The organism is Alkaliphilus metalliredigens QYMF (genome assembly GCF_000016985.1).
GTDB lineage: Bacteria > Bacillota > Clostridia > Peptostreptococcales > Natronincolaceae > Alkaliphilus_A > Alkaliphilus_A metalliredigens.
Genome location: NC_009633.1, coordinates 4,278,089 through 4,298,755 on the forward strand (window position 1 = coordinate 4,278,089; position 20,667 = coordinate 4,298,755).

Sequence of the window (20,667 nt, forward strand, 5' to 3'; positions counted from 1 at the left end):
ACTTTTTACTCCCATTTCATTACCGCAATAAAGAAAGATGTAGTAAATTAGATAGTATCTCTATTCACTACATCTTATCTTCATCTAGTACAAATCCAGTGGAAATTTAAACTGCTCTATTAATTCTTAAACAGATAAAGTTGCACTACTTGTATTGCCTGTGCTTGAACTCAAGGAGTCGTTAAATTAAAAAATATTATTCAAATATTTTTGCGTGAAATCTGTTACCTCCATGTAGTTTACTACACTCCCTGTATTTTTTTTAATAGATATTAATATATTGAGTTTTTCTCCATCAAGCTCTGTAATTTGGTATGTTACCATTTCGTCAGTTTCAATATCCTTTTCAATAGCCATGTAATAATAGTAAACAAACAGTTATAATTTAAAATCAAACTTTTATTTTACTCTACTCTAACTTCTTCTGACTTTCTTTCTTGATCCTTTCAAGTACCTCATCAGACTTTAATTCCTTAATATTTTTATATTGATTGTCATGAAAACTATTATCAAATTGGCAGATGGCAATATAGTCACAATATTTACAAGAGGTGTCACCACCCTTTTTAAATGGCTCTATTTTCACGTTTCCCTTTAGCATTTCCTCACCAATCTCTTTAACCAATCTCCTTACATGATTAAGAAGTGCTTTGAAATCTTCCTCTGGCAGAGCGGATGAGGACTTTGATATTTCATCATCCTTTGTTAACCCTGCTGGTACAATCGTCGAAGACCTTCCAATTGATCTATCCATTTTCTTAATAATATTGACATCCTTTAAAACTAATCCCTTCATTTTAAGCTTTTTATTGATTTCCTTTTCTACTTCTTCCACTACTTTTTCTGTGGTTTTTACCATTGGATCATCTATTTTAAAATAAAAGATCCCTCCTGGATGTATTTCCACCTGATGTTTTTTCTCTTCACTGGATAATATGGCATCTAAGTAAACCATGAGCTGAATTTGAAGGCCATAATATACATCAGACAGACTAAACTCCTTACTTCCAGATTTGTAATCAATTATTTTGACATAATTTCCATCTTCTTCATCATTCAATAGATCAACACGGTCTATCCTACCTTCTAGATAAATCTTTTCTCCATTTGCAAGCTCAATGATAATAGGAGGTACATCTCCTTCAAGACCAAAAATAATTTCATGGCCCATTGGAACAAATTCACCTTTTTTCACATGGTCTGTTAAGGTCCACATCGCTCTTTTACTAATTCGCTTAAGCCTAGTCACTAAATATTGATAGCGGTGGGTACTGAGCATAATTCCATGTTCAAAATCTGGTACCATTTCATCGATTACCTTCTCCACTAACTCATCATTTTTCTCTTTGGTTAAGTCCTTCCACTGAATTTCTTCATTAACCATTTCCTTAGTAAACTGCTCCATGGAATCATGGAATAATCTACCGATATCTGGATTAGATAATTGGTATTCCTTTCGCTCCTTTGGTCTTAGTCCATAGGTAACAAAGTGAGAAAATGGACAGTTTGCGAACCGTTCAAGCCTTGAAACACTGGACTTGATCGGGTTATCATATAGGCTTTTGGCCTTGTTTTCTCCTATATAGGTGATTTGATTTTGATGGAATAACCCCTTCACCATTAGTTTGCGTCTGTCCTCCCATGTAGGCTCCTTGCTATACCAGTCATATACATCCCACCACATATCTGCCATAGCCTTGTCGTCTACATTTTGCCTAATGTTTTCCGTCATATATTTAAATGTACTAATTGGTGTTGTAATCAGATGCAGCTGCCGATCTACGTCATTAACAACATCACTTTTTATCCTTAGGTTTTTAAATAGCTTTTTAAAACGATCGATTAAAATAGATTGTCTCATGGCCTTTCCCTCTTGATCTGCTAAGGCATAGCTGACCCATAAATATTCTGTAGGCTTTGAGAAAGCAGAGTAAATCATAAATTGTTCCTCCAGCAGCGAGGACTCTAATGTCGTTCCTATTGAGATTCCTTTTTTAACCAAGGACTCGCGCTCATGATCCAACAATATGCCTCCATCCTCTTGACCAAATGGAAGAACCCCATCATTTACGCCCACCACAAATAACGCCTTGATATCATGACTCTTGGATCTTTCTATACTCCCAACCAGCACTTGATCTATTGTAGATGGAATCACTCCTACTTTACAGGCTAAAAATCCTGCCTCTAAAATCCGTCCATATTCTTTTAGGGTCGCACTCTCATCGGCTAATATTTCCGTTAGCTGATCAAATATTTCCATAATTTTATTCCATATTTGTGTGTTTTCGTTTACATACTCAAAATATTTTTCTTCTCTTAGTTCTTCTATCCATTGATTTAGCTTGTCCTCTATATTTAACTCCTTCATAAATTCAAATAATGCCTTGGTAATCTCTCCAATCTTCTTTTTTCGATAGATCCTTTTTTCAAATTTTGCAAAGGGAGCAATAAACCGCATTCTTAATTCATTGTATTTTTCTTTCTTCTCTTCATCAATCTGCTTCTCTCCCTCTTCTTTATCCTTTTGTTGTATTTGCTTTTTTTCAAAGCCCTTGGTAAAGGGTTCAGAATATGCTTTCCCCCTAATTCCGTACTGAAGCACATAGTTTTCTAGCTGCTCCACTTCATCCTTAGTCAAGTCACTAAAGCCAGTTTTTAGAAAACTAAATACATCCTCGTACTGATATCCTCTACTTAGAATTTCGATACTAGATAAAATCAGTTCTATCATAGGATTGTTCATGATAGACCTTTTTTCATCTATAAAATAAGGTATATGATATTCTTCAAATACTCTTTTTAATATCATACTATATTGGTCTAATCCACCAGAAACAAGGGCTATGTCATTCCAACGATAGCCTCTATTTCGTACTAAATGTATGATTTGAGCAGCCACATTTTCCATCTCTGAATATAGATTAGAACCAGCAAAAATCTCTAAGTTCGCAATCTCGTCAGCATATTGCTTATAGGGATATGTATTAAATTCTCTTTCTATATGGGCTATTTCCTTCTCCTTTGGCAGTACCTTTCTTTCCTCTATATCTAAGTTGATTACCTCTTCATCTAAGTTGAATTTCTGAGCAATTGTCTTTACTTTTAAATATGTCTTTTGGGTAATGTGAAATAAATCCTTATCTTTTTCCTTAGCATTTAGCTCCATTGTGAATGTAATTGTAATGTTTGCTACCTTTTGGGCTAGTTTTTCTATTACCCTTATGATTTGAGGCGTGAAGCTTTGAAATCCATCTATCCAAATCTCTGCCCCCTCTAAAAATTCCACCCGCTCTATATTTTCAATCAATAAGTTTACATGATCCTCATTATCCACATATTGCCCCTTTAAATAATTGTTAAATCGCTGGTATAAGAGGGTGATATCCTCTAGCTTTCGTTTCAATATTGTTTCTTCCTCTATCTCGTTTAGTTCCATCGTCAACTCAGTAGGAGTGATATCATGTTGCTTCATTTCACATATCAGCTCATTTAATTTAGTGATAAATCCATCCTGTTTAGCAATGGACTGATAAATTGAAAGCTCCTTTAAAGACTCATCGGCAATCTTTCTTAAAATCATGTTTTTACCTAGCTCGTTAATTGGTACCCTTGTAAGGCCTCCAACTTCACTGAAAACCCGATGGGCAAGCCTTGTAAAGCTTAATACCTCTGCCCTCATCATTCCCGTTAGCTCCTGTTTCCTTATTAAATCCCGCTCTGCCTGTAGTGTAAATTGTTCTGGAACCAGGAGAAACAGCTTATTATCCTCTTCTTCCTGTAATTTTTGTTTTATTTCCTCAAGAGCAAGGTAGCTTTTCCCTCTACCTGCTCGTCCAAATATGTATCGAATCGCCATTAAGCTAGCACCTCACTTTCATACTTTTCAGTACATTATATTTTTTAATTATATCATATGCAGAACAGATGTTTCTAAAAAGTGGAATAGGAATTTTCATGTATAAATGAAAAATCACCCAAAACATTTTAAGATAGACTATAATAGAAATATAGGGTCTTTCGTATTTATAGTTCTCTACATTTTATAGGCAATAATTATTTAAGACAATCAATCCACTTTAAACCCATGACTTAAGTCATAATAAATTTAATTAATCTTTTAAAAGGAGACTGATTACAATGATACATACAGAAAGAGTTCAAGAAAGTACCATATTTATAAAAAAGCAAGTAAAAGATTTGGTAAGTGGTGATATTATCTTACACCCTATTTATCGTTCAGATGGGTTAATGTTAATGAAACAATATAAAACTTTAGTAACTAGTTTAGTTATCAAAATTAAACATCAAATAACACGGGATCTCCCAGTAATTGTACTTTCATCACATTATAATATAGAAACCTTTAACGAAATGAAACTTTATAATAATAGCTCCTTAATTGTGGAGCTAGAAACAATGAGTAAGAAGTATAGTGATTATATGCAGGTTCCTTTAGAGAAAAACATTCTAGTCGATAAAAGAGTAATCATAGAAACTGACACTGAACCTGTTAGTCAAATAAATTATAATGAAAATTATATAGATTTACTATGTGATTCTCCATTTTTTTCCACATTTGAAGAAAAGTTAGAATCTTCTCATTTACAGCTACGAGCCAAGAAAGTTAAAAAATCCCTAATCGATATTATCTCAGATAATAAAGTATTGTTGAGTAAGTTAAATGAAATTAAAGACTATAAGGATATTTTATTGTTGCACAGTATTAACACAACAGGTATTGCGCTTATGATAGGTCTTACATTAGAATTAACAGAGTCAAACTTGATAGACCTGGCACTTGCCAATCTACTAATTGATATTTCAGTTACACAAATACCTAAGAAACAATTTGAACTACATTTGAAGCACAACACTTCAAATAGCGATTTTTATAATCTTCATTTGAATGAATTAAAGAAGCTATCTGAAAAATTACCTTTAATCAGAAAAGAGTCTATTATCTATGGTGTATTAGACCACTACGAACATTACAGTGGTAAAGGATACCCAAAAGGAAAAAAAGAATCCACTATAAGTATTTTTGGAAGAATAATTCCCATAGCACAGGCTTACGATGAAACAATTGGAGGATACTTTTATAATGATGGTATAAGGCCAATTCAAGCATTACAAACTATTTGGGAAGGTCGAGGCACTAAATTCGATCCAAATATTCTGAGGATTTTCATAGATCGCACTACCCTCTTAAAAAAAGACCGCCCCATTATACTTAGCAATCACTATCGAGGCATTATTATGGGTTTCACAGATTTTATTAATTTCCCTCTTTCCCCAATCGTTAAACTGGACGATGGGAGCATCGTTGATCTTTTAGATATGAAAAATAAAGAGTATAGCTCTTGATAACCTCATATCCTATCCCCCAGCCCGTAAGAACTTCAGTCTAAAAATTGCAATCATCTCATGATACACGCCTTCTTCCCCATGAAAGGTGATAGTCACTTCAGGTAGCTTTATTGACCCCAACCGGCAGATCTTTTCTTCTGCTAAAATCACTTGCCAGCCTTTACCATAATAGGCACCTCCTGCCTCACAGCTTGCTAACTCTTTAAAGTATTCAGCTAATTCAGCTCTTGTCACGCCTCTTGTCTCATGGACTCTTTGTATTTTCACTTATACTCCTCCTGACAATTCAGTTATAGATAGGTAATGTTGAGTTGCTTATCTATATTACACGTATAAAAAGAGGGGCTCCAGCATGTGATGTCTGGAGCCTTCTCATTATTTACGGTTCAAATGATTTTTTATAGTATTCTGTTCCCATATTCCAAAGCTTCCCTGTAAAACTTTCTTCATTTCCTTCTTGTTCCTTCATAAAAGAAAGAATACTTTCAATATTTCCAGACATAATATCCGCTTGGTGTAGGATTTGGGCTTCGGGACTCTTAGGAAGTACTGGGGAACCAAATTCCAATCTACCATGATGTCCTAAAATTCCATTCAAAATGATCAGCTTATCATCCTCATTAAAATCTTCAATTTCGTTCATATGGTTCAGGGTTCCATGTGCCCCTAGAAAAATATGTCCCAGCATTGTTCCCTGTTCTGTAAAGCCTAAATCCGGTAGTGCCTTATATTCGATTACCTTTGCCCAATCATGTAGCATTGTCATCACAATCAGTCGGTCAATTTGCCTTTGGGTTAACTGTTTTGTAGTGGCAACTGTATAGGCAAATTTCAACACCTCTAGTGTATGTTGCACCAATCCGTGATAAAAATTATGATGCACCCGCCGTGCTGCTGGATGAGTCATGAATTTTTCATAATGTGTTTCAGAAAAAATCATCTCATCTAATAGCTGCTTCAACTGGGGACTTTCTATACGGTCGTAAAAATATTTTAATCCCTGTTCTAATTTTTCTAAGCTCCATTCACTCTTGGGAATAAAGTCTCCCATTTGATAGGCATTCTTCTCCGCCAATTTGATTTCTTTAATAGTGAGCTGAAGCTGTCCTTGGTATTCTCCTACTAAAGCTTGAATAACCACAATTTCACTAGTACTTAGTTGGCTAAAAAAGTCTTCCTTCTCATCATAGTCCCAAAACTTCGCTTCCATACTCTTAGACCCATCTTGTATGATTACATCTGCATACCGCTTGTCTGTTTTTGTTGTTTTCACCTTCACTTCAACCAATAAAACAGCTGCCTCTATGACTTGGTTTAGATGTTCCTTTGTTATTTCTTTTAATTGCTTTACCAACACACGACCCCTCCTATATACAGCATTCTAATAAAACTCCAATCCTATCCAGTAGAAAATAAAGTTCTCTTTATATTAAGTCTCATTTTGTACTTGTTATGAAAATTTCATCTTCAAGGTACATGCCCTCACCTGATTTCCTGATGTTTCAGCTTTTTGAAACGAGTTCACTCCCTGTAATATTCGATACGCCACTAAAAAATCCTGCAATGATATTTTCATTGTTTTTGTTTAATGTATACCATTTGGGGTATTCATTATCATGGAATTATTGTATCATATATTTGAGGAGGAGATAAAAATGAATGCAATGACAGCAAGTAATTTAAAATCAGCCTTTGGTGGCGAAAGTATGGCGCATATGCGTTATTTACAATGGGCAGAGGCAGCTAAAAAAGATGGTTTTCCAAATGTACAAAACCTATTTAAAGCTGTTGCTTATGCTGAAGGAGTTCATGCAGGAAATCACTTTAGAGAATTAAGAAAAGAAGTTGGTGAAGCTTCCGTTACTGCAGGAGCAGGTTTTGGAATGACAACAACTTCAGAGAACCTTCATGGTGCCATTGAAGGAGAAAACTATGAGATCCAACAAATGTATCCTGCATTTTTGGCAGTGGCTGACATTCAAAGTGAAAAGGGAAGTATCCGTTCCTTCCAATTTGCTCTTGAGGCAGAAAAAACCCATTCAGCATTATTTACACAGGCAAAGGAAGCAGTTGATGCTAAGTCTGACTTTGATGCGGATACAGTACATGTTTGTGATATCTGTGGTTACACTTTAACCGGAGCATTAGAAGATGATTGTCCAATTTGCAAAGCAAAAACATCTATGTTTACAACGTTTGTAACAGGCAATGCCTGTGCAGAGGCTTAATAAGCCTGCCCTACAATACATAAAAGCCTGTATCTCAGTGATACAGGCTTTTATTTTATAATTTTTGATATCCTTTAACAAATGCATAACTCACTTCAATGTTTTCATTAAAAACAATCAAATCCGCATCTTTTCCAGTTGTAATACTTCCTTTTTGATCTTGTATCCCAATGAGCCTTGCTGGATTTAATGTCACCATATGAATGACATCATGGAGTGGCAGTTTTGTTGCTTGTGTAAAGTGTTTCACTGCTTTGTTTAGGGTTAGGACACTTCCTGCCAAGCTACCATTTTCAAGTCTAGCACTACCCTCGGCTACCGTCACCCCTTGCCCTCCTAAATCATAGGTTCCTTCCTTCATACAACCCGCACGAATGGCATCAGTAATCAAGATTACATTTTCCCTACCTTTTATACGATAGATTAATTTAAATAAATCAGGATGGACATGAATTTTATCTGCAATTAACTCACAGGTGATTTGACTGTTAAAGACAGCCCCTACAATACCTGGTTCACGGTGATGCAAAGGGGTCATGGCATTGAACAGATGCGTGGCATGACGGACTCCATTCTCTATGGCCCCCATGGCTTCATCATAGGTAGCTTGACTATGCCCTATGGCTAATGTAATCTCAGGATTCGACTTCATTGCTTCTAAGAATGTCTGCCCCCCTTTAACCTCAGGGGCCAGGGTAATGATTTTAATGACATCCAGATAGTCTTCAATATAGCTTTTCTCGGGCTCCACCACGTAAGTTTGGTTTTGTGCCCCTTTGTATTGCACATTAATAAAAGGACCTTCCATATGGGCCCCTAAAACTTGAGCACCCTTCATGTCTTGACTCGTGGCTTCCCGAATCACATCTAATGCTTTGTGAATGGATTTCATATCCATTGTCATGGTAGTGGGTAAAAATCCAGTGGTTCCTTGTCTCAGAATCGTATCACTAATGATGTTCAGATCTTCTAAAGTTCCATCCATAGTGTCGCTTCCGCCAGATCCATGGATGTGAATGTCGATAAATCCTGGGGAAATATATTGTCCCCCTACATCAATGACTTTTTTGACTCCATTGGGTTGAAATTGACTTTTATGAATAATGCCTCTTATTTTATCATCAAATAAAAGGACCTTATCCTCCAGAATTTCATCTGCTAATATGATCTTCCCATTATATAATGCGATCATTTACCACACCCACCTTCATTTAAGTAGACAACCGAAAATTAGTACTTTAACTTTCGTGTTGGTCACTTAGTTAGAAATATTGTGATTCCTTTCCTTCGTAATAATCCTAAAGGAATCATGATATTACCTAACTACTATTACTTTAACTTCTGCGTCACTCAATTAACCGTGCGGCATCTTTATCAATAATCAAACTGACATTTGGATGTGTTTGAAGTACCGAAGCAGGCACTTGTGTATTGAGATGTCCACTTGTCATTTCTCTAATGGCCTCTGCCTTACTTGCACCACTTGCCAGCAAAATAATTTGATTTGCCTTCATAATCGTTGCAATCCCAATGGACAACGCCTGTCGTGGAACCTCTGCTTTGTTTTCAAAGAAGCGGCTATTATCTTCAATTGTTTCTAGGGACAAGTCCACTAAGTGCGTTCTTATATTGAGCTTATTGCTGGGTTCATTGAATCCAATATGTCCATTGGCTCCTATCCCCAGTACTTGCAGGTCTATTCCTCCAGCTATCCGAATTTGTTCCTCATAGCCTAAGCATTCTTGTACAACATTTCTTGCCATACCATTTGGGATATGAATTCGCTCCTTGGCTACATTTATATAGTTAAAAAGATTTTCCATCATATAGCTATAATAGCTTTGGGGATTATCCTTACTCAAACCATAGTATTCATCTAGGTTAATGGTTGTCACTTCCGAAAAGTCTATGTCATCTTTTTCATACATTTCTACCAAGGCTTGGTACATTCCCACAGGTGTGCTCCCTGTGGCAAGCCCTAATACACTTTGGGGGTTTAAAATAATTTGACTAGCTACGATTAAAGCCGCCTTTTTACTCATTTTTTCATAATCTTCTTCAATGTAAATTCTCATTTGTACCCTTCCTTTACTTTTCTCTAAATTCAGAATCCCCTAATGCAACCTCTTCTCTTATATTTATCATTTGAAACCTTTTTTTCACATAATTAACTTGCCCATAACCACAGATTTCTTCGCTCCTGTCACTGAGGGAATATTATTGCCATTCCCATGAAGTGCTTCATTTGCTAAAATAGCAAATGCAATAGCTTCTTTTGCATCACTTGAATACCCAATATCTTCTTGTATTTTTACATCTACCCCTCTTAGGCTTTCTTTTATCATATTAATAAGTGTATGATTGTAACTCCCACCACCTGCAATAATCACTTCATCAATTGGCTGTTTCAATGTAATCAAATTTTCATAATGATAGGCAATAGATTTTGCTGTAAAAGCTGTCACTGTTGAAACAGTATCCTCAAAGGATAACTCAAGTTGTTTACATCGTTTAAGCAAATTCCTTGTAAAATTTACACCAAATGATTCTCTCCCTGTGGTTTTTGGAGGTAATAATTTTATATAAGAATGATCCATCAATTCATTTAGTACTTCTTGGCAGATCTTTCCCTTGGATGCAATTTCCCCACCTTGATCGTATTGAAGCTTTCCATTTGTAAATACATTTACTACTTGATCAATTATCATATTCCCTGGACCAGTATCAAATGCTTGAACATCTTCCAACTTAGCCCTTCGAGGTATAACGGTAGCATTTCCAATTCCGCCGATATTCTGAAATACTCGTGTTTTTGTGTCACTTCTATAGAGTAAATACTCTGGATAAGCAACTAGCGGAGCACCATGCCCTCCTGCAGCGACATCTCGCACTCTAAAATCTGCAATCACAGGCTTCCCGGTTATCTCTGCAATCACTGAAGGTTCTCCAATTTGAAGTGTACTGCTTTGTGGCACATGATAGATTGTCTGTCCATGAGATCCAATCAAATCTATTTCTTCTAACCTCATGTTCAGCTTTTTCATCAGACCTAATACAGCTTCTCCAAATAATTTTCCAATTTCAAAATTCAATTGACAAATTTGTTCTACGTTTGATTCTTCTATAGAGCAGCACCTTAGGATTCTTTTTTTAACTTGGGGTTGGATTTTTAAATTGTAAAATCCTTTATACTTTATTTTTGTTTCCAGTCCATGTCCTTCTATTTCTACTAGTGCACAATCTATCCCATCTATGGATGTACCTGACATAAGACCAATCACATTTTTTTTATTTTTTTCTAATAGTTTGACTATGTGTCTCATGTTAACTACCTAAATCTTCAAAGGAGATTACTTGAATATTATTTTGATCTAACCAAACTTTCAGTACTCCACTAGTTAGTATTTCAAGCTCCTTTTTTCTATAGTTATTATATGAGCTTATGGATTTTAAATCTTCATCTACATATGCAGGATGCACCATCACTTCTAAGATTCCCTTTTCAAAACCATTTATTATTGTCTTTAGATTCTCTAAATTAGCTCCTTCACCATAAAATTCTAAGGTAAAATGATCAGTGGTTGTAATATTCATTTCCTTATATAGTTTCTTAGCCCTTTCGCTTGGTTGGCGTAATGGTAGGTTATACTCCTTAGCTAACCCTGCGACAATTTCAAGAATCCCGTCATGCATGTGTACATGATGATGACTATCCAAATGACTTATTTTTAAACCACACTTTAAAAATGTATCAATTTGCATTCTTAATTCACTTTCAACCTCATCCAATTTCATTACTGGTAATAAGCGTGTACTTCTTCTATAAAAATTTCCCTCTTCATCTACCAAAGAACGTACTTGTTGCTGAGGAAGTATTGGCTTACCACAAGTTAGTGTTAGATGAATCCCTAAAGTATCTATTCCATTTTCCTTCGCTAATAGAATTGCCTCTTCCGCCTTAGGCATATTTACCATAAGTGTTGTGTTGGACACAACACCATTTATAATTGACTCAATGATTCCTTTATTACAGCTTGTCGTTAATCCAAAATCATCCGCATTGATAATTATCTTTTTCATCTACACCCCTCCAATTACCCTTCAATTAATCCTTCTATTGTCCTTTGAAATTGAGGAAGATATTCTCTGTTTTCAACTAGAATATCTTCCAATAGCTGTTTTGCCACAGTAGCAGATGGAACTAGTGGATGTATGGCTAAGCATTGCAACGCTAGCCCATAATCCCCTTTAACACCAGCCTCAACTGCTAATTCTTCATAGGCTTTTACTCCTTGTATTAATCCATAGATTTTTGGTGATAGTGTCCCTACTTGAATTGGATGGGCACCAGTTTTATCAATTAAGCAGGTCACTTCAATCACTGTATCTTGAGGCAATCCAATCAATGTTCCGTTATTTCTTATATTCACCACATGAAGTTGCTTTTTATCATTATAAATGGCACTAATTAATGATACAGCTGCCTCTGAATAGTAGGCCCCTCCACGTTTTTCTAATTGTTTTGGTTTTTCTTGAAGTTCTGGATTTTTGTATATTTGAAATAATTCTCTTTCTACTTGCTGAACTTGTTCTGCTCTAGTCCCCCTACCTTCTTCAACAGCCTTTTTTTGATCCTTCACCATCTGGTCCGTCATATAAAAATATCTGTGATATGGGCAAGGTAACATTCCTAACGATTCTAAAAATACAGGGTCCCATTTTAGATCTGGGATATTCTTCATACTAAGGGCTGCGCCATCACTTAATTTGTCTAACACCCATTTAGTCACATCTTTACCATCAACAAATAATTTTTGTCCCCACACCAGGTGATTCAACCCAACAAAATCCACTGACACCTTCTCACTATCCACTTCTAGCATGTCGGCTACCATCTTCACCATTCCCACTGGAACATTGCATAATCCAATTACTTTTACTTTTGTATGTTTCTCAACCACTTCTGTAATCAATCCCGCTGGATTGGTAAAGTTAATTAACCATGCATTCGGTGCAAGCTCTTCAATATCCTTACAAATATCCATAATAACAGGTATTGTCCTCATTGCTTTGGAAAAGCCACCAGGCCCAGTTGTCTCCTGTCCCAGGACATCATATTTCAAAGGAATTTTTTCATCCCGAGCTCTAGCTGCTAACCCCCCGACCCTAAACTGAGTAGTCACAAAATCAGCACCCTTGATCGCCGATCTACGATCGGTTGTTAGTATGACATCTATGTCTACCCCAGCTTTCTCTACCATTCTTTGTGCTAAAGCACCTACAATCTCCAATTTGTACATTCCGTCTTCAACGTCAACCAAATGAATTTCTTTCACAGGTAGTTCATAGCGTCTCTTAATGAATCCTTCAATAATCTCTGGGGTATAGCTACTACCACCACCAATGATGGCTATTTTAAGCTCTTCCATAACCCTCCTCCCCCTTATCACTATTTATTTTCTTCTAGTTGATCTACTCGCTTGTATAAATCCATCATATTTTCAATCAACCCTTTTTCTGCTATTGCTGTCATCAAGTGATCTTGTGCATGAACAAAAAGTAAAGACATCTCTACTTTTTTCCCATTGATTTCACCTTGGATTATTTCTGTTTGAGCTCGGTGTGCTATACCAGCTTCTTTCTCGGCTTCCTCTAAATGTTTCTGCGCCTTTTCAAAATCCTTCTCTTTGGCTGCCTTTAAAGCATCATAGGCTTCACCTCTTGCATTTCCTGCATGTAAAATTATTTGAAAAATTACCTCTTCATTTGTCATTCTAGATTCCCCCTTTTTGATTATCTACTTAAAATCAGTTTAAAACCTTTATGTATTAGCATATATTAATTAAAAGATATTGCATTGTTACTTTAGTAAATGGTCAGTTAGGCTTAACCCTTTACTAAAGCACCAATATAACCCGGTGCTTTTATTGAGTTAACTATTCAGCGTATAAAAACTCTTCATCTTGATTTTCTTTTTCCTCTGCTATCATTTTCTTTTCATAGGACTTAAAGAATGGATAATAAATGGCCATCATAATAGAAATATTAATTAATACCAATACAATAGCCCTCCAATCTCCCCCGGTTGCCATATATGCACCAATCGGTGCAGGTAACGTCCAAGGGGCTAAAATATACGGTCTTCCTACTAAATTTAGTGTCATTGCTATGTATGAGATAGTCCCTGTAATCACGGGGCCTAGAATAAATGGTATTGCAAGAATAGGATTCAGCATAATGGGTGCTCCAAAAATAACCGGCTCATTTATATTGCAGATTCCAGGAATTAGAGAAGCCCTCCCAACACCCTTAAGATATTTTGATTTTGAGAATATCATCCATAGCACCAATGCAATTGTTGCACCAGATCCTCCAATCCAAACAAACCATTGAAAAAAAGGTTCTGGAGCAATATTAGGCATTGCTCTTCCATCAGCAACAGCTTGTAGATTTTCATCTAGTAGAACCAACCAAATTGGCCTTGCCACAGCCCCAACAACGGATACGCCATGAATTCCCGCCGCCCATAATATAGTAATCAAAATAATTGGTATCAATATTCCAGGCAATGTATTACCCGCTGTTACAAATGGTTTAAATAGAGACATAACAAATTCCTGGATGTCAAATCCAATCATGTATCTTACGAGCCAGACAGCTGTGATAATCACTGCTGCAGGAATTAATGCTTCAAAGGATCTAGATACAGAATCCGGTACTCCTTCTGGCATTTTAAACATAATATTTCGGCTCTGTAAAAATCTTAACACTTCTACTGCGAAAATAGACATAATAATCGCTACAAACATTCCTGCACCGCCAGCATTTGCCATAGGTAAAACCCATCCATGACCATCTACCATAGCTGGTGATATGGTTAAAATAAACGCCGCTAAAGAAAGAACCCCTCCTGATACCCCATCAATCTTATAGGATTTTGCTAAGCTATAACCGATACCGTAGGATGCATATAGACCCATTAGTCCCATTGTTAACCTAAAAGGAATCAATATGTTTCCAACATGCGGTTCTATCCAATCAGCTAGAGCAGGGATAGGTGGAAATGCAATCACTAAGAAGAAGCTTCCAATAATAATTAGTGCCATAGTAGAAATAATACCATCTCTGACAGCTCTTAAGTGTCTTTGCTCTGCCAACCTTGTCATTGGAGGCATTAAAACCTTTTCAACTATTTCAAAGAATTTATTCATGACATACCCTCCTTATTTTATTATTACTTTAATTTAACGATCTCCTTAATTTGTTTCACAACTCTAGGTCCACCCATAGGTGTGTACCCTTGAGGTTGAATTAAAGCAATGGGTACATTAGCCTCCTTTGCAGCCACTTCAAATGTAGCCATTCTATGTCTAACCTGAGGTGCTACCAAAGCAATGTCCCAGTCTTCTCCATTAACCTCGTCTTCAAATTCTCCAGTTCCCACTGCCTTGACATTTGATTCTACGCCTTGCTTTTCCAGTTCCTTCTGAATAGATTTTACAACAATAGAACTGGACATGCCCCCTGAACACACTAATAACACATTTAACATATCTCTTCCCCCTCCTTAATATATTCTAAAGCTTTTTTTACAAAGCCACCGGCTTCCTGCAATTTTGCTGTGGCTTCAACAAAACTGCATCCTGTATTAATCATAAGAATTGCCACCTTCGGTTGATAATTGGAGTTTTTTAAAATTTCTGTAGCTTCTATCTCTCCTACCCCTGTTGCCATCATAACGATACGCTTTGATCGATCTTCTAGTTTTTCATTTGTTGTTTGTACGTCTACCATTAAATTTTTATAGACCTTTCCAACACCAATCATAGAAGCAGTTGTGAGCATATTTAAAACAAGTTTTTGTGCTGTACCTGACTTTAGTCTAGTAGATCCTGCAATCACTTCTGGTCCAACAACTGGTACAATAGCAATATCAGCAACTCTAGTTATAACTGCGTCTTTATTGCAACATAATGCTACAGTGGTTGCACCTATATTATTTGCATAATTTAGTCCCCCAACAACATAAGGAGTTCTTCCACTTGCTGCAATTCCCACAACAATATCCTGTGAAGTTAGTTTTATATTTTTTAAATCTTTAATTCCTTCTTCTTTACTATCTTCAGCGCCTTCTACGGCTTCTAGCAAAGCTTCTCTACCTCCTGCAATCAAGCCTATCACCTGTTCTTTAGATGTTCCAAATGTTGGAGGACATTCAGCTGCATCCAATATTCCAAGTCTTCCACTAGTCCCAGCCCCTAGATATATAAGTCTTCCATTTGTTTTAAATGCTTCGATAATTTTTTCAACAGCCTTTGCAATATTAGGTAGTTCCTTTTCTACAGCTAATGCCACTTTTTTATCTTCTTCATTAATTACTTTCACAATTTCCAAAGGCGATTTTTCATCAATATTTAATGTCTCTAAATTAACTTTCTCCGTTGTTAACTGTTCTAAATTATTGAGCATAACGCACTTCCTCTCTAATACTTCCTATCCTTTACCACTTCTCTTGTTTCATATAAATGTTCAATCACTTCGTCATACCTTCTACAAGCAACCCCTATAAACAAACTGTCAATCACTGTGAGTTGGGCAATTCGAGATGCCATGGCACCACTCCTAAAGTTATTTTCTACTGCCGCTGTATATAACTTAATATCTGCACTACCGGCAAGAGGAGAGTCTCCAAATTGTGTTATAGCAATAGTTTTAGCTCCTTTTTTCTTTGCAACTTTCATTGCTTCTACGATTTCCTTTGTTCTCCCTGAGTAAGAGATTCCAATTGCCACATCTTCCTTAGTCAAATGTACAGCAGATGTCATTTGTATATGACTATCAAAATACATATGAGTTGGTATATTAATTCTCATGAATTTATATTGTGCATCAAGTGCAACTACAGACGAAGCTCCCAAACCAAAAATATTAATACTCTTTGCCTTGTCAATCGTTTCTATGGCTTTCTCTAACTCTTCTGATGAAAGAATATTCTTTGTGTCCTCAATCGCCTGTATGTTACCCGATGAAACCTTAGAAATAATCTCCTGAGTACTATCCCCTGTTCCAATTTGCTCAAATAATACCTTTTCACCTTGCTCAGCCCTAGATGTCTCCAGTGATACTGCCAATTTTAATTCTTGATACCCTTTCAGCTCTAAACTTTTACAAAACCTTACAATGCTAGCTTCACTTGTGTTACTTTTTTTTGCCAATTCCGTAATAGAAAGATCTTTAATCTCCCTAGGAGTATCCAGTATAAACTGTGCTACTTTTTTTTCTGATGGCTTGAAACTTTCTAAGCCTTGCCTAATTTTTACTAAACAGCCACTCATTTTTTCTCTCCACCTACTTTCTTCCCATTATAAAAATCAAACGAATCAAAGGATATTCCCAATCTCTTAAAGCCTAGTATTAAAGCTCCTACAACAGGGGGATGTAATGATTTCGAAACTTCTACATATTTATATTGTTTTTTTATACATTCTACATAGTGATCGTAAACAATGCTGACATTCTCCAACACTCCTCCCCCAACTTTTATGGTCAAGGAACCACCCTGGGGCATCTTTCTTATCAATGTTTTACTAAGTTCACAGAGGCTCTCTGCTGCCTCTTGTAATATTCTTGTACTAACATCATCTCCACAATCCGCACAATATTGAACTACAGGAGTTATCCTCGCGATATCAGCCTTTGTTCTATGGGGATGGTGTACATATCCTATAACATCCGTAGCCTTCTCCCAATTTAATTTTTTAATTATTTCCTTCGTTAAAGATGTATTTTGTTCTCTGCCATCCACAACTTTCACCAATGTTGCCAATGCATTTCTTCCAATATCATACCCACTACCTTCATCTCCAAGTATGTGTCCCCACCCTCCAGCACGATATTCTTGCCCCATTGAATCGATTCCGTAAGCGATGGACCCTGTACCGCTTAATACGAATATTCCTTCTGCATTACCATTGGCCCCGACTAAGGCAATTTGAACATCTGTACTTAATAGAACCTTGTTTTTAACCTTTACTTTTTCAAGAATATTTTCAAATATTAATCTATCTTCTTCTCTTCCTATTCCTGCAACACCGAGGGAAATCAGATCAATATCATCAATTGTATAGCAGTTTTCATTAAGCAGTATGCTTATCAGATTACAAAAATTTTCTTCCACTTTCTGTATCCCTTGAGAGTGTATGTTTAGTGAACCAGTTCTTTCTCTAGCTATGGTTTCTCCAGATGTATTCACCATATATCCTATTGTTTTTGTTCCACCACCATCAATCCCAATGAGTAAGCCCATAATCGACTCTCCTTAATGCTTATATTTTCTGATTAATTAAATAATATCATTTTTGATTTTTATTTTCAATATTAATGTTTAATTTTGAAAATATTTTTCACACCTTTTATGTGTTTAACTACATTACTAAAATAAAATAAGCTAATTTGTCTACATTCACTTACTTACCTGAAATTTGTACAAATTTTACGTACTTAAAACACCGATTATATCTTGGAACTTTTTTTACTATAATTGAGAATATCCATAGATTCGATTCATATGGAGACCCTTCCATTATTATTGATTTTCATGAAATAGACTTAATTCAAAGGAAGTCTTAGCAACAAAATAGAATATAAAAAGCAGTTAGTATAGTACAAAAAAAGCAGCTACTCAGCTGCTTTTCTGCCAATTTATGTTCATTGGCTATCTCATATTTTCTTTAAACTTGAATTTTTGCCAAGGGCGCACATGATCCAAGAGATACACCTCTTCGTCACATACTTTTCCTACAACACTAGTCTTCCCACTGTTATCCATATCCTGAAGTGCAATTTGAAGCTCACCAGCATACCTATCATAAAGGGAGCTTTCAATGATAGTATCTCCTCTTTTAATGGGCGTTGGAGGATACAAAGGCCGCTGTTCTTATGCCCCCCTTTCTATATTCCTTGGAACATTTAATAAAGTGCCCTCTGGATAATCCTGTATACCGATGGGGATAGAAGTTATGGCATCCAATTAAATTATCTTTGTTTGGTATATAAGATAGTATATTTTCTAGATACTTTGTCCCCACAGCTTCATATCCTTGAAAAACTTTAAATCAGTATGGCTGATGTTATATTCATCGAATACCGAGGGACTTACACCTGCTATTGTTTTCATTGCCAATCTATCAGCATGGTCTATTATTTCTTTAAACTCTTCAATCACTTTATCCTTATTACCCTTAGCTGATATAAGACAAGTGAATACTCTTGTAAACCCATATTTAGCTGCCAGTGATAGATAATCCTTTATTTCTTCAACGTTTGCATTTTCAGGGTATATTGATACTCCCAATTCCCTCATTCCATTAAGCCTCCCATTTTTCAGGTAGTACATTTTTATATAAATCAACAAATTCTTCAGCCATATCCTTAATGGTCATGGCATTCATTAAGTGATCCTGTGCATGGATCATTAATAGAGATATTTCCACCTTGTTCCCCTGTGCCTCTGCGTGTATTAATGTTGTTTGAGCCTGATGGGCTAAGATTAGCTTTGCTTTTGCATCTTCAATACATGCTATGGCTTTTTTGAAATCTCCCTTTTTCGCATGCTGTATAGACTCCATGCTGGAACTTCTTGCTTCTCCGCTATGGGTAATCAGAGTAAATATAGCCACTTCGATATCCAAGTTTAATCACTCCTTGCATTATGTTATTATTTATTGAATTGAGGTAGGTTGTTGGCATTTTCTATCAATATATCATTTAATACTTTTTTTGCAACCTTTATTGATGGTACTAAGGGATTAGACACAAGAGCCATTAGTGCTGTATTATAATCTCCAGACATACCTGCCTCTACTGTCAAAAGCTCATATGCTTTTACTGTTTGTATTAGTCCCTTAATATTTGTAGGTAATTTTCCAGTTGCGATGCCCTTTGCACCGGATTTTCCTATTACTGCATTTATTTCTACTACTACATCCTGCTCTAACCCTAACACAGCACCATTATTGTGGATATTGACAGTATGAATTTCTTCCTTATCATTATAAATAGCACTAATTAGTGATACTGCTGCATCAGAATAATATGCGCCTCCACGTTCTTCTAGTTCCTTTGGCTTTATATTAAGTTCATTATCTTGATAAAGGTTAAATAACGCACTCTCTATTTTCATTACCTGCTCTGCCCTTGTTCCCTTCTCATTTAAAGCTTTCTTTTCATCCTCCAGCATCTCATCTGCCATATAGAAGTATCTATGATATGGACATGGTATCATTCCTAAAGCATAAAGGAAATCTTTATCCCAAACTAAGTCTGGGATATTTTTCATCGTCACCGTTTTACCTTCTGCCAGCTCATTTAAGACATCAGAAGTAATGTCCTGACCATCTAAATACACTCTTTTCCCATAAACCATATGGTTTAAACCAACAAAATCTATCTTTAATCGTTTGCTTTCATACCCAAGTATCTTTGCGATATTATTGATCATACCAATTGGAACATTGCAGAGTCCTATTGTTTTCACATTTGTATGTTTAAGCACCATTTCAGTTATAATACTAACTGGATTGGTAAAGTTAATCAGCCATGCATTTGGAGCAAGTATTTCTATTTCTCTACAAATATCTAATATAACTGGCATTGTTCTTAATGCCTTAGCAAATCCTCCTGCTCCCGTTGTCTCCTGACCAATCATATTATATTTCAGAGGAATTTTTTCATCCAATGCCCTTGCCTTTAATCCACCTACCCTTATTTGAGTCAGGATAAAATCCGAATCCTTTATTGCTTTTTTTCTATCTACTGTTTGGTATACCTGGGTTTTTAATCCTGCTTTCTTTATCATTCTTCTTGTTAGCTCAAAAATAACATTCAACTTTTTTTTCCCTTCTTCTATATCTACTAAATGTATCTCTTTAACTGGTAGCTCATTGGCTCTTGTAATAAGTCCCTCTATTAACTCTGGTGTGTAGCTACTTCCACCGCCAATAACTGTAATTTTCAATCCATTTTCCATCATTTCACCTCATTATTCATAGTATGATAAGATAAAGGGAGT

General features: G+C 36.0%; 20 protein-coding genes and 1 pseudogene. 2 read left to right on the forward strand and 19 right to left on the reverse strand.

Annotation, left to right across the window (positions count from 1 at the left end):
- Nucleotides 1-186 precede the first annotated feature (186 nt).
- Nucleotides 187-357, reverse strand: a complete 171-nt coding sequence (locus AMET_RS26020; protein WP_012065204.1) for a hypothetical protein — start codon at nt 355-357, stop codon at nt 187-189.
- A gap of 52 nt (nt 358-409) precedes the next feature.
- Nucleotides 410-3,859 carry a helicase-exonuclease AddAB subunit AddB gene (gene addB, locus AMET_RS20490; protein WP_012065205.1) on the reverse strand — a complete coding sequence of 1,150 codons (3,450 nt, stop codon included), beginning with the start codon at nt 3,857-3,859 and terminating at the stop codon, nt 410-412.
- 281 nt (nt 3,860-4,140) lie between these two features.
- On the opposite strand from addB, the gene AMET_RS20495 reads away from it, so the two are divergent.
- The gene (locus tag AMET_RS20495; protein ID WP_012065206.1) at nt 4,141-5,367 is read left to right on the forward strand and encodes an HD-GYP domain-containing protein; all 1,227 of its coding nucleotides are present in this window, start codon (nt 4,141-4,143) and stop codon (nt 5,365-5,367) included.
- A 12-nt stretch (nt 5,368-5,379) separates the two neighbouring features.
- On the opposite strand, the gene AMET_RS20500 is transcribed toward AMET_RS20495, so the two are convergent.
- Together AMET_RS20500 and AMET_RS20505 are read right to left on the reverse strand one after the other, a co-directional pair.
- The gene (locus AMET_RS20500; RefSeq protein ID WP_012065207.1) at nt 5,380-5,637 is read right to left on the reverse strand and encodes a hypothetical protein; all 258 of its coding nucleotides are present in this window, start codon (nt 5,635-5,637) and stop codon (nt 5,380-5,382) included.
- Between the two features lie 112 nt (nt 5,638-5,749).
- Nucleotides 5,750-6,727 carry a 3'-5' exoribonuclease YhaM family protein gene (locus AMET_RS20505; protein WP_012065208.1) on the reverse strand — a complete coding sequence of 326 codons (978 nt, stop codon included), beginning with the start codon at nt 6,725-6,727 and terminating at the stop codon, nt 5,750-5,752.
- Nucleotides 6,728-7,025: 298 nt separating this feature from the next.
- Between AMET_RS20505 and AMET_RS20510 the strand changes: the two genes are divergently transcribed.
- Nucleotides 7,026-7,598, forward strand: a complete 573-nt coding sequence (locus AMET_RS20510) for a rubrerythrin family protein (protein WP_041721174.1) — start codon at nt 7,026-7,028, stop codon at nt 7,596-7,598.
- Between the two features lie 55 nt (nt 7,599-7,653).
- Here AMET_RS20510 and nagA read toward each other — a convergent pair whose 3' ends face one another.
- The 15 genes and pseudogenes from nagA to AMET_RS20585 form a co-directional block, all read right to left on the reverse strand.
- Complete coding sequence (gene nagA / locus AMET_RS20515; protein ID WP_012065210.1) at nt 7,654-8,790, reverse strand: N-acetylglucosamine-6-phosphate deacetylase; 1,137 nt, start codon at nt 8,788-8,790, stop codon at nt 7,654-7,656.
- A gap of 154 nt (nt 8,791-8,944) precedes the next feature.
- Nucleotides 8,945-9,673, reverse strand: a complete 729-nt coding sequence (gene nagB / locus AMET_RS20520; RefSeq protein ID WP_012065211.1) for a glucosamine-6-phosphate deaminase — start codon at nt 9,671-9,673, stop codon at nt 8,945-8,947.
- Nucleotides 9,674-9,757: 84 nt separating this feature from the next.
- The gene (gene anmK / locus AMET_RS20525; protein ID WP_012065212.1) at nt 9,758-10,921 is read right to left on the reverse strand and encodes an anhydro-N-acetylmuramic acid kinase AnmK; all 1,164 of its coding nucleotides are present in this window, start codon (nt 10,919-10,921) and stop codon (nt 9,758-9,760) included.
- Between the two features lies 1 nt (nt 10,922).
- Nucleotides 10,923-11,678: a chitin disaccharide deacetylase gene (chbG, locus tag AMET_RS20530; RefSeq protein ID WP_012065213.1), complete on the reverse strand. Its 756-nt coding sequence runs from the start codon at nt 11,676-11,678 to the stop codon at nt 10,923-10,925.
- Between the two features lie 14 nt (nt 11,679-11,692).
- A complete protein-coding gene (locus AMET_RS20535) occupies nt 11,693-13,027 on the reverse strand; it encodes a 6-phospho-beta-glucosidase (protein ID WP_012065214.1) in 1,335 nt (444 codons plus the stop codon).
- Between the two features lie 20 nt (nt 13,028-13,047).
- Nucleotides 13,048-13,371 carry a PTS lactose/cellobiose transporter subunit IIA gene (locus AMET_RS20540; protein WP_012065215.1) on the reverse strand — a complete coding sequence of 108 codons (324 nt, stop codon included), beginning with the start codon at nt 13,369-13,371 and terminating at the stop codon, nt 13,048-13,050.
- Nucleotides 13,372-13,534: 163 nt separating this feature from the next.
- Nucleotides 13,535-14,809, reverse strand: a complete 1,275-nt coding sequence (locus AMET_RS20545) for a PTS sugar transporter subunit IIC (protein WP_012065216.1) — start codon at nt 14,807-14,809, stop codon at nt 13,535-13,537.
- A 23-nt stretch (nt 14,810-14,832) separates the two neighbouring features.
- Nucleotides 14,833-15,150: a PTS sugar transporter subunit IIB gene (locus AMET_RS20550; protein ID WP_012065217.1), complete on the reverse strand. Its 318-nt coding sequence runs from the start codon at nt 15,148-15,150 to the stop codon at nt 14,833-14,835.
- Complete coding sequence (gene murQ, locus AMET_RS20555) at nt 15,144-16,067, reverse strand: N-acetylmuramic acid 6-phosphate etherase (RefSeq protein WP_012065218.1); 924 nt, start codon at nt 16,065-16,067, stop codon at nt 15,144-15,146. Before murQ ends, AMET_RS20550 begins: the two co-directional genes overlap by 7 nt.
- 14 nt (nt 16,068-16,081) lie before the next feature.
- Complete coding sequence (locus AMET_RS20560) at nt 16,082-16,933, reverse strand: MurR/RpiR family transcriptional regulator (RefSeq protein ID WP_012065219.1); 852 nt, start codon at nt 16,931-16,933, stop codon at nt 16,082-16,084.
- Nucleotides 16,930-17,904 (reverse strand): N-acetylglucosamine kinase, encoded by a 975-nt coding sequence (locus AMET_RS20565; RefSeq protein WP_012065220.1) that lies wholly within the window; start codon nt 17,902-17,904, stop codon nt 16,930-16,932. The genes AMET_RS20560 and AMET_RS20565 overlap by 4 nt, the downstream gene beginning before the upstream one ends.
- A 408-nt stretch (nt 17,905-18,312) precedes the next feature.
- Nucleotides 18,313-18,522, reverse strand: coding sequence for a phospho-sugar glycosidase domain-containing protein (locus AMET_RS27120; RefSeq protein WP_041721177.1), 210 nt, complete (start codon nt 18,520-18,522; stop codon nt 18,313-18,315).
- Nucleotides 18,500-18,993, reverse strand: a pseudogene (locus AMET_RS27210) (MupG family TIM beta-alpha barrel fold protein). The gene AMET_RS27120 and the pseudogene AMET_RS27210 overlap by 23 nt, the downstream one beginning before the upstream one ends.
- On the reverse strand, nt 18,965-19,288 hold the full coding sequence (locus AMET_RS20580) for a PTS lactose/cellobiose transporter subunit IIA (RefSeq protein WP_012065221.1): 324 nt from the start codon (nt 19,286-19,288) through the stop codon (nt 18,965-18,967). Before AMET_RS20580 ends, AMET_RS27210 begins: the two are co-directional and overlap by 29 nt.
- Before the next feature lie 26 nt (nt 19,289-19,314).
- Nucleotides 19,315-20,625 carry a 6-phospho-beta-glucosidase gene (locus AMET_RS20585; RefSeq protein WP_012065222.1) on the reverse strand — a complete coding sequence of 437 codons (1,311 nt, stop codon included), beginning with the start codon at nt 20,623-20,625 and terminating at the stop codon, nt 19,315-19,317.
- Nucleotides 20,626-20,667: the final 42 nt, after the last annotated feature.